Here is a 15,153-nt window from a genome sequence, read left to right on the forward strand (position 1 = left end):
ATCTCGACGGTGCCGACAACGTTAATACAGGGCAGGACGCCTGCTTCCATCTTCAGCGCGGGGACACATGCAGACACTTAAGGTCGATCTTGGCGAGCGTAGCTACCCGATCCATATTGGCGAAGGTTTGTTGGACCAGCCCGAGTTGCTCGCACCGCATATTGCCGGGCGACAAGTGGCGATTATCTCCAACGAGACAGTGGCGCCGCTCTACCTTGAGCGTCTGAGTCGCAGCCTGGCAGCGTATTCGGTGATTTCGGTGATTCTTCCCGACGGCGAAGCGTTCAAGAACTGGGAAACCCTGCAACTGATCTTTGACGGACTGCTCACCGCGCGCCATGACCGGCGTACCACGGTGGTCGCCCTTGGCGGCGGCGTGATCGGCGACATGGCCGGTTTTGCGGCCGCGTGCTACCAGCGTGGCGTGGACTTTATCCAGGTGCCGACCACCCTGCTGTCCCAGGTCGACTCGTCGGTGGGCGGTAAGACCGGCATCAACCATCCCCTGGGCAAGAACATGGTCGGCGCGTTCTACCAGCCTAACGCCGTGCTGATCGATACTGCCACCCTCAATACCTTGCCGCCCCGCGAGCTGTCGGCGGGCCTGGCGGAAGTCATCAAGTACGGGTTGATCTGTGACGAGCCGTTCCTGACCTGGCTTGAAGAACACGTCGATGCCTTGCGCAACCTGGACCAGGTGGCGCTGACCGAGGCTATCTCCCGCTCCTGCGCGGCCAAGGCGCTGGTGGTCAATGCCGATGAGCGTGAGTCGGGGGTGCGCGCCACCTTGAACCTGGGCCACACCTTCGGCCATGCGATTGAAACCCACATGGGCTATGGTGTCTGGTTGCATGGCGAGGCTGTAGCGGCTGGCACAGTGATGGCGTTGGAGATGTCGCAACGCCTGGGCTGGATCAGTGTCCAAGAGCGTGACCGCGGTATCCGCCTGTTCCAGCGCGCCGGGTTGCCGGTCATTCCTCCCGAGGAAATGACCGAGGCTGACTTCCTCGAACATATGGCGATAGACAAGAAAGTGATCGATGGTCGTTTGCGTCTGGTGCTGTTGCGCCGAATGGGCGAAGCGGTAGTGACCGACGATTATCCGAAAGAGATTCTACAGGCCACGCTGGGAGCGGATTACCGCGCCCTGGCCCAGCTGAAAGGTTAACCAGATCCCGATGACTAGTTTGCATGCCGACGAGGCTTTCCTCGGCCATTACCAGTTGAGCCATGACCCTTTTGCGCCACGGGTCCCCGGTTTCAAGTTTTTCCCTGCACAGCGCAAGCCGGTGCTTGGGCAGTTGCACCACCTGGCGCGCTACAGCCAGTTGCTGCTGGTGGTCACCGGCCCCTTGGGCAGCGGCAAGACCCTGCTGCGCCAGGCCCTGGTGGCCAGCACCAACAAGCAATCGGTGCAGAGCGTGGTGGTTTCCGCCCGTGGCGCCGGCGATGCGGCAGGCGTGTTGCGCCAGGTTGCCCAGGCGCTGGACGTGGCCAATGCCGAGCCGACTGCGATTCTCAAGCAAGTCGTGCAACTGGGGCTGACCGGCCAGGAAGTCTACCTGCTGGTGGACGACGCCGAGCAGCTCGACGAGTCTGCCCTCGAAGCCTTGCTGGCGCTGGCGGCGGGTACGCCGGAAGGTCGTCCCCATGTGTTCCTGTTCGGTGAGGCGTCGCTGATTGCCGATCTGGAGCAGCTCAGTGGCGAGCAAGAGCTGTTTCACGTCATCGAATTGCAGCCCTACGAAGAAGAAGAAACCCGCGAGTACCTGGCCCAGCGCCTTGAAGGTGCTGGCCAGGGCATCGAACTTTTCTCTGCGCAGCAGATCTCTGATATTCACGAAAGCTCCGACGGCTGGCCTGGCACCATCAACCAGGTGGCCCGGGATGCGATGATTGAAGCAATGATTGCCAGCCGCTCTGCGGTTAAGCGTCCAAAGATGGGGTTCACCATGCCGAAGAAACACGTACTGGCGATTTCTGCTGTTGTCGTGGTTGCCGTTGCCGCCGCCTGGCTGATTCCTGGCCGCAGCAAGGCCCCGACCGCTCCGGGCGCACCGACCGAGCAGGCCCAATTGCCACTTGGCAAGCCCACGACCAATGGCGCACCAGCCGTTGAGTTTGCCGGGTCCGGCCAGCCTACCAACCTGCCGATGGTCGGCCAGCCGGTCATGCGTGGCCCGCTGGCAGAAGAAGCCGGTGCCATTTCCGAAGGCGATGACGGTGTGCCGGTCGAAGGCTCCAGCGCCACGCCACCAACCGTTACCACAGTGGCTCCACCACCGGGCGCAACAGCCAGCGCTGCACCGGTGCCTGCGGCCACGCCAACGCCTGCCCCGACCCAGGTCGCCACCGCCAAGCCAGCCCCGGCGCCAGTGGTCAAGCCGACGCCAGCTCCTGCGGCCAAGCCAGCGCCTGTCGCCAAGCCTGCTGAAAAACCGGTGACCGTGGCCAAGGCCGCTGCCGGCAGTGGCTGGTACGGTAGCCAGCCGGCCAAGAACTACGTGGTGCAGATCCTCGGCACCAGCTCCGAAGCCAACGCCCAGGCGTTCGTGAAAGAGCAGGGCGGCGAGTACCGTTATTTCAAGAAAGTGCTCAACGGCAAGCCTCTCTACGTGATCACCTACGGTAGTTTCGCGAGCCGCGCGGCAGCCGATTCCGCGATCAAGGCCTTGCCAGCGAAGGTTCAGGCTGGTAAACCTTGGCCTCGCACTGTTGCCAGCGTTCAACAAGAACTCGCAACAACTCGCTGAAGATCCGGCGACCTTACCCAGGTCGCCCTCCCAGCACCTCAAAAAAAACGACAACAGCGTGCAGCCCTGAAGGCCGCGCGCTTTGTGGTGTCTGCGTCACAGTAGCTTTTGAGTAGCGGCGGTCGAAATTAAAAAAGTTTTGACTAGCACAGCATATCGCTTTAAACCTTTCATAAATGCGACATAGATTTGCGACAGTTCGTCGCCAAATTTGTGGGCGTCTGTGTCGGTGTGTACAATGACCTCCCTTTTGCCCCCGCTAAGCCGGCGTACGTTCGGCGTGGAAGGTAACCGGTTGAATTGAAAAGAAATTTGCCTCGAAATAAGAGGCAGCCTGGTGAGAAAGTGTCTATGAAAGCAGGTCTGTACCAACCCGATGAATTCAAGGATAACTGTGGTTTCGGCCTGATAGCCCATATGCAGGGCGAACCCAGTCATACCCTTCTGCAAACGGCCATCGAGGCCCTGACCTGCATGACCCACCGCGGTGGGATCAACGCTGACGGCAAGACCGGTGACGGTTGCGGCTTGCTGATTCAAAAGCCCGACCAGTTCCTGCGCGCTGTCGCCAAGGAAACCTTCGGCGCCGATCTGCCCAAGCAATACGCCGTGGGCATGGTGTTCTTCAATCAGGACCCGGTCAAAGCCGAGGCCGCTCGCGAGAACATGAACCGCGAGATCCTCGCCGCTGGCCTGCAACTGGTTGGCTGGCGCAAAGTGCCAATCGATACCAGTGTGCTCGGCCGCCTGGCCCACGAGCGCCTGCCGCAGATCGAACAAGTGTTCATCGCAGGCGACGGCCTGAGCGACCAGGACATGGCGATCAAGCTGTTCACTTCCCGTCGTCGCTCGTCCGTGGCCAACGCCCTGGACACTGACCACTACATCTGCAGCTTTTCCCACAAGACCATCATTTACAAAGGCCTGATGATGCCGGCGGACTTGACCGCCTTCTATCCAGACCTGAGCGATGAGCGCCTGCAAACCGCGATCTGCGTGTTCCACCAGCGCTTCTCCACCAATACCCTGCCGAAATGGCCGTTGGCCCAGCCATTCCGCTTCCTCGCCCACAACGGCGAGATCAACACCATCACCGGCAACCGCAACTGGGCCGTGGCCCGTCGCACCAAGTTCGCCAACGACTTGATGGACCTCGAAGAGCTCGGCCCGCTGGTCAACCGTGTGGGTTCCGACTCCTCGAGCATGGACAACATGCTGGAACTGATGGTCACCGGCGGCATCGACCTGTTCCGTGGCGTGCGCATGATCATTCCGCCAGCGTGGCAGAACGTCGAGACCATGGACCCGGACCTGCGGGCGTTCTATGAGTACAACTCGATGCACATGGAACCGTGGGACGGCCCGGCCGGCGTGGTCATGACTGACGGCCGCTACGCGGTGTGCCTGCTCGACCGCAACGGCCTGCGCCCGGCGCGTTGGGTGACCACCACCAACGGCTTCATCACCCTGGCCTCGGAAGTCGGCGTGTGGAACTACCAGCCTGAAGACGTGATCGCCAAAGGTCGCGTCGGCCCTGGCCAGATCCTTGCCGTGGACACCGAAACCGGGCAGATCCTCGACACCGACGCCATCGACAACCGCTTGAAGTCGCGCCACCCGTACAAGCAATGGCTGCGCAAGAACGCCCTGCGTATCCAGGCGACCATGGAAGACAACGACCACGGTTCGGCCTTCTACGACGTCGACCAGCTCAAGCAGTACATGAAGATGTACCAGGTCACGTTCGAAGAGCGCGACCAGGTCCTGCGCCCGCTCGGCGAGCAAGGCTACGAGGCGGTTGGCTCCATGGGCGACGACACGCCAATGGCCGTGCTGTCCCAGCGTGTGCGCACGCCGTACGACTATTTCCGTCAGCAGTTCGCCCAGGTGACCAACCCGCCGATCGACCCGCTGCGTGAAGCCATCGTGATGTCCCTGGAAGTGTGCCTCGGTGCCGAGCGCAATATTTTCCAGGAATCGCCAGAGCACGCCTCACGCGTGATCCTCAGCTCGCCGGTCATTTCCCCGGCCAAGTGGCGCTCGCTGATGACCCTGGAGCGCCCAGGCTTTGACCGCCAGATCATCGACCTGAACTACGACGAGAGCCTCGGCCTGGAAGCCGCGGTGCGCAACGTCGCCGATCAGGCTGAAGAAGCCGTGCGCGCCGGTCGCACGCAGATCGTGCTGACCGACCGCCATATCGCCCCGGGCAAGCTGCCGATCCACGCATCCCTGGCCACCGGCGCGGTGCACCACCGCCTGACCGAAAAAGGCCTGCGCTGCGACTCCAACATCCTCGTCGAAACCGCCACCGCCCGCGACCCGCATCACTTTGCGGTGCTGATCGGCTTTGGCGCCTCGGCGGTGTATCCGTTCCTGGCGTACGAAGTACTGGGCGACCTGATTCGTACCGGCGAAGTGCTGGGCGATCTGTACGAAGTATTCAAGAACTACCGCAAAGGCATCACCAAGGGCCTGCTGAAGATCCTGTCGAAGATGGGCATCTCCACCGTCACGTCCTATCGCGGTGCGCAACTGTTCGAAGCTATCGGCTTGTCCGAAGAAGTCTGCGAGCTGAGCTTCCGTGGCGTGCCGAGCCGCATCAAGGGTGCGCGTTTCGTCGATATCGAAGCCGAACAGAAAGCCCTGGCGGCCGAAGCCTGGAGCGCGCGCAAGCCGATCCAGCAAGGTGGCCTGCTCAAGTTCGTGCACGGTGGCGAATACCACGCGTACAACCCGGATGTGGTCAACACCCTGCAAGCCGCTGTGCAGCAGGGCGACTACGCCAAGTTCAAGGAATACACCGCGCTGGTGGATAACCGCCCGGTGTCGATGATCCGCGACCTGTTCCAGGTGAAGACCCTGGATACGCCGATGGACATCGCTGAAGTCGAGCCGCTGGAATCGATCCTCAAGCGCTTTGACTCTGCCGGTATCTCCTTGGGCGCCTTGTCGCCCGAGGCCCACGAAGCCCTGGCCGAAGCCATGAACCGCCTGGGTGCGCGTTCCAACTCCGGCGAAGGCGGCGAAGACCCGGCGCGCTACGGCACCATCAAGAGCTCGAAAATCAAGCAGGTCGCCACTGGCCGTTTCGGGGTGACCCCGGAATACCTGGTCAACGCCGAAGTGCTGCAGATCAAGGTGGCCCAGGGCGCCAAGCCCGGTGAAGGCGGGCAACTGCCGGGCGGCAAGGTCAACGGCCTGATCGCCAAGCTGCGTTACGCAGTGCCAGGCGTGACCCTGATTTCGCCACCGCCGCACCACGACATCTATTCGATTGAAGACTTGTCGCAGCTGATTTTCGACCTCAAGCAAGTCAACCCGCAGGCCCTGGTCTCGGTGAAACTGGTGGCGGAAGCCGGCGTGGGCACCATCGCCGCTGGCGTGGCCAAGGCCTATGCCGACCTGATCACCATCTCCGGCTATGACGGCGGCACCGGCGCATCGCCGCTGACCTCCATCAAGTACGCCGGTGCACCGTGGGAGCTGGGCCTGGCCGAGACTCACCAGACACTGCGCGGCAACGACCTGCGCGGCAAAGTCCGGGTACAGACCGACGGCGGCCTGAAAACCGGCCTCGACGTAATCAAGGCCGCCATCCTCGGCGCCGAAAGCTTTGGCTTCGGTACCGCGCCAATGATCGCCCTGGGCTGCAAATACCTGCGCATCTGCCACCTGAACAACTGCGCCACCGGCGTGGCGACGCAGAACGAGAAGCTGCGCAAGGATCACTACATCGGCACCGTCGACATGGTGGTGAATTTCTTCACCTACGTCGCCGAAGAGACCCGTGAGTGGCTGGCCAAGCTCGGCGTGCGTTCCCTGGAAGAGCTGATCGGCCGTACCGATCTGCTAGACATCCTCCAGGGCCAGACCGCCAAGCAGCACCACCTGGACCTGACGCCACTGTTGGGCAGCGATCACATCCCGGCAGACAAGCCACAGTTCTGCCAGGTAGAGCGCAACCCGCCGTTCGACAAAGGCCTGTTGGCCGAGAAGATGGTCGATATGGCCGGCTCCTCGATCAATGACGCCAGCGGTGGCGAGTTCGCCCTGGATATCTGCAACTGCGACCGTTCCATCGGTGCGCGGATCTCTGGCGAAATCGCGCGCAAGCACGGCAACCAGGGCATGGCCAAGGCGCCGATCACTTTCCGCTTCAAGGGCACGGCCGGCCAGAGCTTTGGCGTGTGGAACGCCGGTGGCCTGCACATGTACCTCGAAGGCGACGCCAACGACTACGTGGGCAAGGGCATGACTGGCGGCAAGCTGGTGATCGTTCCGCCAGCGGGTAGCGTCTACAAGACCCAGGACAGTGCCATTATCGGCAACACCTGCTTGTACGGCGCCACCGGTGGCAAGCTGTTCGCTGCCGGCACCGCCGGTGAGCGTTTCGCCGTGCGTAACTCCGGTGCCCACACCGTGGTCGAAGGCACTGGCGATCACTGCTGCGAGTACATGACCGGGGGCTTTGTCGCGGTATTGGGCAAGACCGGTTACAACTTCGGTTCGGGCATGACCGGCGGTTTCGCCTACGTGCTGGACCAGGACAACACCTTCGTCGACAAGGTCAACCACGAGTTGGTCGAGATCCAGCGGATCAGCGGCGAAGCCATGGAGTCCTACCGGAACCACTTGCAGCACGTGCTGGACGAGTACGTCGAGGAGACCGGCAGCGAATGGGGTCGTAACCTCGCCGAGAACCTCGATGATTACCTGCGTCGTTTCTGGCTGGTCAAGCCCAAGGCTGCCAACCTGAAATCGTTGCTTTCCAGCATCCGTGCCAACCCGCAGTGATATGCGCCTGAAGAGTTTGATGAGGTTTTAACATGGCTGAACGTCTGAATAACGACTTCCAGTTCATCGATGTCGGGCGCAAAGATCCGAAGAAGAAACTGTTGCGTCAACGCAAGAAAGAGTTCGTGGAAATCTACGAACCCTTCAAACCCCAGCACTCGGCCGACCAGGCCCACCGTTGCCTGGGTTGCGGTAACCCGTATTGCGAGTGGAAGTGCCCGGTGCACAACTTCATTCCCAACTGGCTCAAGCTGGTAGCCGAGGGCAATATCCTCGCCGCCGCCGAGCTGTCGCACCAGACCAACACCCTGCCGGAAGTCTGCGGCCGGGTGTGCCCCCAGGATCGTCTGTGCGAGGGTGCCTGCACCCTCAATGACGGTTTTGGCGCGGTGACCATCGGTTCGGTGGAGAAGTACATCACCGACACCGCGTTCGCCATGGGCTGGCGCCCGGACATGTCCAAGGTCAAGCCGACCGGCAAGCGTGTCGCGATCATCGGCGCAGGCCCGGCGGGCCTGGGCTGTGCCGACGTGCTGGTACGCGGCGGCGTGACCCCGGTAGTGTTCGACAAGAACCCGGAAATCGGTGGCCTGCTGACCTTCGGCATCCCCGAGTTCAAGCTGGAAAAGACCGTGTTGAGCAATCGCCGCGAAGTCTTCACCGGCATGGGCATCGAGTTCCGCCTGAACACCGAGATCGGCAAAGACGTGACCATGGAGCAGTTGCTCGAAGAATACGATGCGGTATTCATGGGCATGGGCACCTACACCTACATGAAGGGCGGCTTTGCCGGTGAGGACCTGCCGGGCGTGTATGACGCGCTCGACTTCCTGATCGCCAACGTCAACCGCAACCTGGGCTTTGAAAAGTCGCCGGAAGATTTCGTCGACATGAAAGGCAAGAAGGTCGTGGTACTGGGCGGTGGCGACACCGCGATGGACTGCAACCGCACGTCGATCCGCCAGGGCGCCAAGTCGGTGACCTGTGCCTATCGCCGTGACGAAGCCAACATGCCCGGCTCGCGCAAAGAGGTGAAGAACGCCAAGGAAGAGGGCGTGAAATTCCTCTACAACCGCCAGCCGATCGCCATTGTGGGTGAAGATCGCGTTGAAGGCGTGAAGGTGGTCGAGACCCGTCTCGGCGAGCCGGACGCCCGTGGCCGCCGCAGCCCCGAGCCGATCCCGGGTTCCGAAGAGATCATCCCGGCTGACGCCGTGGTCATCGCTTTCGGTTTCCGTCCAAGCCCGGCGCCGTGGTTCGAGCAGTTCCAGATCCAGACCGACAGCCAGGGCCGCGTCGTAGCCCCGGAACAAGGCCAGTACAAGCACCAGACCAGCAACCCGAAAATCTTCGCCGGTGGCGACATGGTGCGCGGTTCGGACCTGGTAGTAACGGCGATCTTCGAAGGCCGCAACGCCGCCGAAGGCATCCTGGACTACTTGCAGGTCTAATACGGGTCCCCCGCTGCAATGGGATCAAAAATGTGGGAGCGGGCTTGCTCGCGAATGCGCTGTATTAGTCACTAAATATGTCGACTGAGCCACCGCATTCGCGAGCAAGCCCGCTCCCACATTTGTTTTGCAGCGCTCTCATGTCCGCGACAAATTGACCCGATAGACAAAAGGCTGACCTGCAACCGTGCCTTTTGCGTCCGGCTCTGAGAAAATGCCCGCACTTTTTTTGCGGATGCCGACATGACTGCCCTCAAGAACGACCGTTTCCTTCGTGCCCTGCTCAAGCAACCTGTAGACGTCACCCCAGTGTGGATGATGCGTCAAGCCGGTCGCTACCTGCCGGAATACCGCGCCAGCCGCGCCAATGCGGGCGATTTCATGAGCCTGTGCATGAATCCGGAGTTCGCCTGCGAAGTCACGATGCAGCCGCTGGACCGCTATCCACAACTGGATGCGGCCATCCTCTTCTCCGATATCCTGACCATCCCCGACGCCATGGGCCAAGGCCTGTACTTTGAAACCGGCGAAGGCCCGCGCTTCAAGAAAGTGGTCAGCACCCTGGCCGATATCGAAGCCCTGCCGATCCCGGATCCCCACAAAGACCTCGGTTATGTGATGGACGCCGTCAGCACCATCCGCCGTGAGCTCAATGGCCGCGTACCGTTGATCGGCTTCTCCGGCAGCCCGTGGACCCTGGCCACCTATATGGTCGAAGGCGGTTCGTCGAAAGACTTCCGCAAGACCAAGGCCATGCTCTACGACAACCCACAAGCCATGCACCTGCTGCTGGACAAGCTGGCGCAGTCGGTCATTTCCTACCTCAACGGCCAGATCATGGCCGGTGCGCAAGCGGTGCAGATCTTCGACACCTGGGGTGGCAACCTGTCGGCGGCGGCGTACCAGGAGTTCTCCCTGGCCTATATGCGCAAAATCGTCAGCGGCCTGATCCGCGAACACGAAGGCCGCAAAGTGCCGGTGATCATGTTCACCAAGGGCGGCGGCCTGTGGCTGGAAAGCATTGCCGACGCCGGTGCCGACGCGCTGGGCCTGGACTGGACCTGCGACCTGGGCGAAGCCCGTCGCCGTGTGGGCAACCAAGTGGCCCTGCAAGGCAACATGGACCCGACCGTGCTCTACGCCAAGCCTGAAGCCATCCGTACCGAAGTAGGTCGCATCCTCGCCAGCTACGGCAAAGGCAGTGGCCACGTATTCAACCTTGGCCACGGCATCACCCCGGAAGTGAACCCGGAGCATGCAGGCGCGTTCCTGCGGGCGGTGCATGAGTTGTCGGCGCAGTATCACGAGTGATTTCAGCTCATAAAAAACGCCCGGCTTAGGCTGGGCGTTTTTTTGGGCCCGAAACAGACGTAAGGTGCTAGTAAAGTCCTTCATATAGGACTTATTCTGCTTTTTATTTAAAAAAGTCCAATATGGGTGACATCATGCTGCTGGCGAATCCACCTCAACTTGGCGAAAGGATACGCCAGTTACGTCGCGCCAAAGGTTACAGCCAGGCGCAACTGGCGGATCGGGCCAAGTGCAATCGCAAGACCATCATTGATCTTGAAGCGGGTGAGAACGTTGCGATGTACACGGTATTCCGGGTGATCTCGGCACTTGGGATGGCATTGGAAGTCGTCGACAAACGCATAGATCTCAAATCCCTGGCGGACCTGGTAGAGCACGATGAGTAGAGTCAAGTTACTCAACGTCGTTACCCCGCAGGGGCGTTCGGGCGAGTTGTCCAAGGGCTCTCAGTTCTCGTTTGCGTACGCATCTGCCGATACCGAGCGCGAGGTGTCGCTGGTCATGCCTTATGACCCGACGCCTGCGGTCAGCAACGTGTTGCATCCGATTTTTGATATGAACGTGCCGGAAGGTTTTCTCGCCGATCAGATAAAGCGCCGTATGGCCAGGCACATTCAGGTAGATGAGATGCGCCTGCTATCGGTTATTGGCGGGAACCAGATCGGGCGCCTGACCTATCAGAACCCCGTCGAAGCGTCGGCTGCCGTGCGTGCCCAGGTAGGGCTAGGCCAAATTCTTTCGGCTGACAGTACCCAGGACATCTTTGCGTTTTTGGTGCACACCTATTTCGAGTCGGGTATTTCCGGCGTGCAGCCCAAAGTGTTGGTGCCTGATCTGGACAAGCTGGCCGGTGGCCGTAAAACCCTGCTCAGTTCCGACCTGATCGTAAAGTCCGGGGCCGATGAATATGCTCATCTGGCCCAGAATGAATTCCTCTGCATGGAAGCCGCGCGCATTGCGGGGCTGGAAACACCGCCATTCTGGTTGTCCGAAGCAGGCGATCTGTTTGTCATGGAACGCTTTGACCTGACACCGTCTGGGCGGCTGGGTTTTGAAGACATGGCGGTGCTTTTGGGCCTCAACAAAGACCCCCATGACAATTACAAGTATTCCCAGAGCTACGAAACCCTGGCTACGGTCATTGACCATGTCTGTGCGCATGGCGAGCCGCTGCGCGAGCTTGAGCGGTTTTTCTCTTCCGTCTGCCTGTCAGTGATGGTGCGCAATGGCGATGCGCACTTGAAGAACTTCGGGGTGCTCTATACCCATCCTGGCGCGCGTGAAACGGTGCGGTTGGCGCCGGTGTTTGATGTGACTACCACCACGGTGTATGAGCACTACAACCCCAAGTCCGGACGCTCATTGGTTGATCGCACGTTGGCAATCAAGATGAACAAGGTGAAGACCTACCCGGATCGCCAACAACTGATGGAGTTCGGTCGTAAACACTGTGCCGTGGAAAAGCCAGGGATAATCATCGAGCGAATCGCAGAGGCCATGTCCGAGGCGCTCGTCACCCATCAAGCCCGAATCGACGTTGAGCTGTTTTCGGCGATGCAGGCCGAATGGGATGCGGGGCGTGCCATGGCGTGTCATGACTCGTTGGTGGGCGGTATGAAACGAAAACCTGTGGTGAAAAAAACGCGGTAACGCGGTTTTTCTGACTGACGATTAATGCCGAAATCCAAGCAGACAGGGGTAGTTTGTCAGTGCCGGAATGTTGTGTATATACCGATGGCCAGCCCGCTCCTACCGTTTGAGGGGCGCCAACTTCGCCAGCTTCAACGCCACCAGCAGCGCAACGATCAACAGTGCAACGATAAACCCGCCAATCCCGTTCCACCCCCCGTAGTGCCAGAAAACACCCCCCGCCGTACCGGCAATACTCGACCCCGCGTAGTAGCTGAACAGGTACAGCGACGACGCCTGCCCCTTGGCTTTCAGCGCTCGTCGGCCAATCCAGCTGCTGGCCACCGAATGGGCGCCGAAGAAGCCGAAGGTGAAGACCAACATGCCGATGATGATCAGTGGCAGTGGGCTGAACAGGGTCAGGGTGATGCCGGCGAGCATCAGCACGATAGTGGCCCACAACATGCGGCGCCGGCCCAGGCGGTCGGCCAGCGAGCCGATCTTCGCCGAGCTGTAGATGCCCGACAGGTACACCACTGACAACAGGCCGACCACCGCCTGGCTCATGTCATAAGGGGCGGCCAGCAAGCGGTAGCCGATGTAGTTGAACAGCGTGACGAAGGCGCCCATCAGCACGAAGGCTTCGAGAAACAGCCACGGCAGGCCCGCATCCTTGAAGTGCATGACAAAGCCGTTGATCAGGTTGCGCGGCTTGAGGCTGCTGGCGCGGAAGTTGCGCGACTCGGGGAGGATCTTCCAGAACACGGTTGCCGCAATCAGTGCCAGTGCGCCGATGATCAACATCGCGGTGTGCCAACTGACGAAATCGATCAGCACGCCGGTGATCAGGCGCCCGCTCATGCCCCCAATCGCATTGCCGCCGATATACAGGCCCATGGCCAAGCCGATGTGCTGCGGATGGATCTCTTCGCTGAGGTAGGTCATGGCCACGGCCGCCAAGCCACTAAGGGACAGGCCCAGCAGCGCACGCAGTAACAGGATGCCTTCCCAGGTCGGCATCAGGCCGCTGGCGATGGTGCATACCGCCGCGCAGAACAGCGAGGTGACCATCACTGGCTTGCGCCCCAGGCGGTCGGAAATCGGTCCGGTGATCAACAGGCCAAAAGCGAGCATCGCCGTGGAGACAGAGAGGATCAGGCTGCTTTGCGCGGCATTGATGGAAAACTCGTGGGACAACGCCGGCATCATCGGCTGCACGCAATACAGCAGGGCAAAGGTGGCAAACCCGCCGGAAAACAGGGCCAGCACCGTGCGCATGAACATCGGCGTGTCTTTTTCGATGTACACATCGTTGAGTTGCGCCACCACCTCGTCGAGGGCGGTGGGTGGCAGTTCCTGGGCGAGTGGAGCAACAGCAGATTTCACGCGGGACCTCGGTGGCAAAGGCTGCCAGGGCTGGCAATGAAAAAAGAATATAGCTGGCTAATGATTCTTTCCAATATATTGTTCGACCTGTTTGATAGCTTTTACGACCTAATGAGGTTTTCATGGAATTGCGCCACTTGCGCTACTTCATCGCCGTGGCTGAAGAGCTGCATTTCGGCCGGGCTGCCCAGGTATTAGGCATCTCCCAGCCGCCGTTGAGCCAGCAGATACAGGCCCTGGAACAGGAGGTCGGCGCCCGCTTGTTTGAACGTACCAATCGTCGGGTCGAGCTGAGCGAGGCTGGCCGCTTGTTCCTCACAGAAGCCCGCCTGGTACTGGCCCAGGTCGACAAGGCCGCAGACGTGGCGCGCCGTGCGCAGTTGGGGGAATTGGGCGAATTGAAGATCGGCTTCACTTCTTCGGCGCCATTCAACTCCAGCATCCCACAGGCGATTTTTGCTTTTCGCCAGGCCTTCCCGGCGGTGCACCTGAACCTGCAGGAAATGAGCAGCACCGAGGTGGCGGGGGCACTGGTGGACGAGTCGATCCAGGTCGGCCTGATGCGCCCGCTGCCCTTGCCGGACTCATTGAGTGTCGTGGAGTTGATGCGCGAGCCCCTGGTGGCGGTGCTGAGTGCCGGCCATCCGTTGGCCCAAGGCAGCGAGCGGGGCCTGCACCTGACGCAGTTGGCTGACGAACCTTTTGTGTTTTTCCCACGGGCCTACGGCAGTGGTTTATATGCGCAACTGATCAACCTGGCCCGCGATGCCGGCTTCAGCCCGTACTTCGCACAAGAGGCCGGCGAAGCCATGACCATCATCGGCCTGGTGGCGGCGGGGTTGGGGGTGTCGGTGTTGCCGGCCTCGTACCAGCGCATCCGCATCGACGGCGTGGTCTACCGCACCTTGCTCGACCCGGAGGCAGTGACGGCGGTGTGGCTGGTGCAGCGTAAAGACCAGCAGTCGCCCATGGCCAAGGCGTTTGTCGAGCTGCTGACGCGCAAGGCGTTGGTGTAGCGGCGGTCACATATCAGGTAACGGAACCGGTTTAGTGATTTGCTTTGGCGTTGCGCAAAATCGTTTCTTTTTCACTGAGTGACATGGATGACACTTCTCTATCAACCCCAAGACAGGAGGCGTTTTGCCACGGATTGTCCTATCCGGCTTTTCAGGCATACTGCCCCAGTTCCCGAAAGGGGCTTGTGAGACTCTGAGGATCCTGGAAATCCAGCTATCGCAGAGCCGGGCAGGACAAAGGCGATGACAAGCCAGCCTGCTTGTGAAGAGGGCGCCGAAAGGCGCCCTTTGTCGTTTCTGGTGTTAGGTGGATGCTGGCTTGCCAGGCGCCACTCAGTTCTGCTTCGACGTCCCCGTCTCCTTGAACAACTGCGCCGCCGTACCCGCTTGCGCCGCGCCGTTTGTGCGCAGCCCGGCCATGATGTCGCGGTCGAGCATGCTCACCCAGCGGTTGTAGTTGCGATGAATCTTGCCGTCCTTGTAGCCCAGTTCCTGGCTGTCACGGTAGGTGATGGCGTAGCTGGTGCCGGTATAGCGGATGTCGATCTCGGCGTAGTAGCGGTTGCGCACGTTGATCTGGGCCTGGATCAGGCGTGGGTCGGCGCGCTGGACGGTCCAGTTGCGCTTGTCCAGGGCGGTGAGGATGCTCTGTTTCATTTTCTCTTCGCTGACCTGCTCGTTGGCGGCGAGCGCGTGCTGGGTGTTGAGCACCGGTTTGCTGGTACAGCCGGCGGCGGTCAGCAGGGTCAGGGCGATGAGGGTGGCGCGTAGCAACGAAGACATTCCGTTCTCTCCAATCAAATAAAAGGC

Annotated in this window: 10 protein-coding genes; 8 read left to right on the forward strand and 2 right to left on the reverse strand. The window is 60.7% G+C overall.

What is annotated here, in order from left to right; all coding sequences use genetic code 11:
• Nucleotides 1-67: 67 nt before the first annotated feature.
• From aroB to C5F71_RS15010, 7 genes are all read left to right on the forward strand, one after another.
• On the forward strand, nucleotides 68-1,168 hold the full coding sequence (gene aroB / locus C5F71_RS14975) for a 3-dehydroquinate synthase (protein ID WP_057958082.1): 1,101 nt from the start codon (nucleotides 68-70) through the stop codon (nucleotides 1,166-1,168).
• Between the two features lie 10 nt (nucleotides 1,169-1,178).
• A complete protein-coding gene (locus C5F71_RS14980) occupies nucleotides 1,179-2,753 on the forward strand; it encodes an SPOR domain-containing protein (RefSeq protein ID WP_104911419.1) in 1,575 nt (524 codons plus the stop codon).
• Nucleotides 2,754-3,104: 351 nt separating this feature from the next.
• A complete protein-coding gene (gene gltB / locus C5F71_RS14990) occupies nucleotides 3,105-7,550 on the forward strand; it encodes a glutamate synthase large subunit (protein ID WP_029296080.1) in 4,446 nt (1,481 codons plus the stop codon).
• Nucleotides 7,551-7,582: 32 nt separating this feature from the next.
• Nucleotides 7,583-9,001 carry an FAD-dependent oxidoreductase gene (locus C5F71_RS14995; RefSeq protein WP_010213750.1) on the forward strand — a complete coding sequence of 473 codons (1,419 nt, stop codon included), beginning with the start codon at nucleotides 7,583-7,585 and terminating at the stop codon, nucleotides 8,999-9,001.
• Nucleotides 9,002-9,244: 243 nt separating this feature from the next.
• A complete protein-coding gene (gene hemE / locus C5F71_RS15000) occupies nucleotides 9,245-10,312 on the forward strand; it encodes a uroporphyrinogen decarboxylase (RefSeq protein WP_029296084.1) in 1,068 nt (355 codons plus the stop codon).
• 122 nt (nucleotides 10,313-10,434) lie between these two features.
• On the forward strand, nucleotides 10,435-10,698 hold the full coding sequence (locus C5F71_RS15005) for a helix-turn-helix transcriptional regulator (RefSeq protein ID WP_224791169.1): 264 nt from the start codon (nucleotides 10,435-10,437) through the stop codon (nucleotides 10,696-10,698).
• The gene (locus C5F71_RS15010; protein ID WP_104911420.1) at nucleotides 10,691-11,962 is read left to right on the forward strand and encodes a type II toxin-antitoxin system HipA family toxin; all 1,272 of its coding nucleotides are present in this window, start codon (nucleotides 10,691-10,693) and stop codon (nucleotides 11,960-11,962) included. Before C5F71_RS15005 ends, C5F71_RS15010 begins: the two co-directional genes overlap by 8 nt.
• A 99-nt stretch (nucleotides 11,963-12,061) precedes the next feature.
• Here the strand turns inward: C5F71_RS15010 and C5F71_RS15015 are convergent, their stop codons facing one another.
• Nucleotides 12,062-13,294 carry an MFS transporter gene (locus tag C5F71_RS15015; protein ID WP_240160215.1) on the reverse strand — a complete coding sequence of 411 codons (1,233 nt, stop codon included), beginning with the start codon at nucleotides 13,292-13,294 and terminating at the stop codon, nucleotides 12,062-12,064.
• A 155-nt stretch (nucleotides 13,295-13,449) separates the two neighbouring features.
• Here C5F71_RS15015 and C5F71_RS15020 point away from each other — a divergent pair, with 155 nt between their 5' ends.
• The gene (locus C5F71_RS15020; RefSeq protein ID WP_029296092.1) at nucleotides 13,450-14,343 is read left to right on the forward strand and encodes a LysR family transcriptional regulator; all 894 of its coding nucleotides are present in this window, start codon (nucleotides 13,450-13,452) and stop codon (nucleotides 14,341-14,343) included.
• Nucleotides 14,344-14,676: 333 nt separating this feature from the next.
• On the opposite strand, the gene C5F71_RS15025 is transcribed toward C5F71_RS15020, so the two are convergent.
• On the reverse strand, nucleotides 14,677-15,126 hold the full coding sequence (locus C5F71_RS15025) for a hypothetical protein (protein ID WP_029296094.1): 450 nt from the start codon (nucleotides 15,124-15,126) through the stop codon (nucleotides 14,677-14,679).
• Between the last annotated feature and the right edge of the window lie 27 nt (nucleotides 15,127-15,153).

This window comes from Pseudomonas sp. LG1D9 (assembly GCF_002949995.1).
Classification (GTDB): domain Bacteria; phylum Pseudomonadota; class Gammaproteobacteria; order Pseudomonadales; family Pseudomonadaceae; genus Aquipseudomonas; species Aquipseudomonas proteolytica.

Coding starts and splice junctions, on each gene's coding strand:
- C5F71_RS15020 (WP_029296092.1), top strand. CDS start 13,450: ATGGAATTGCGCCACTTGCGCTACTTCATCGCCGTGGCTGAAGAGCTG.
- gltB (WP_029296080.1), top strand. CDS start 3,105: ATGAAAGCAGGTCTGTACCAACCCGATGAATTCAAGGATAACTGTGGT.
- aroB (WP_057958082.1), top strand. CDS start 68: ATGCAGACACTTAAGGTCGATCTTGGCGAGCGTAGCTACCCGATCCAT.
- hemE (WP_029296084.1), top strand. CDS start 9,245: ATGACTGCCCTCAAGAACGACCGTTTCCTTCGTGCCCTGCTCAAGCAA.
- C5F71_RS14980 (WP_104911419.1), top strand. CDS start 1,179: ATGACTAGTTTGCATGCCGACGAGGCTTTCCTCGGCCATTACCAGTTG.
- C5F71_RS15025 (WP_029296094.1), bottom strand. CDS start 15,126: ATGTCTTCGTTGCTACGCGCCACCCTCATCGCCCTGACCCTGCTGACC.
- C5F71_RS15010 (WP_104911420.1), top strand. CDS start 10,691: ATGAGTAGAGTCAAGTTACTCAACGTCGTTACCCCGCAGGGGCGTTCG.
- C5F71_RS14995 (WP_010213750.1), top strand. CDS start 7,583: ATGGCTGAACGTCTGAATAACGACTTCCAGTTCATCGATGTCGGGCGC.
- C5F71_RS15005 (WP_224791169.1), top strand. CDS start 10,435: ATGGGTGACATCATGCTGCTGGCGAATCCACCTCAACTTGGCGAAAGG.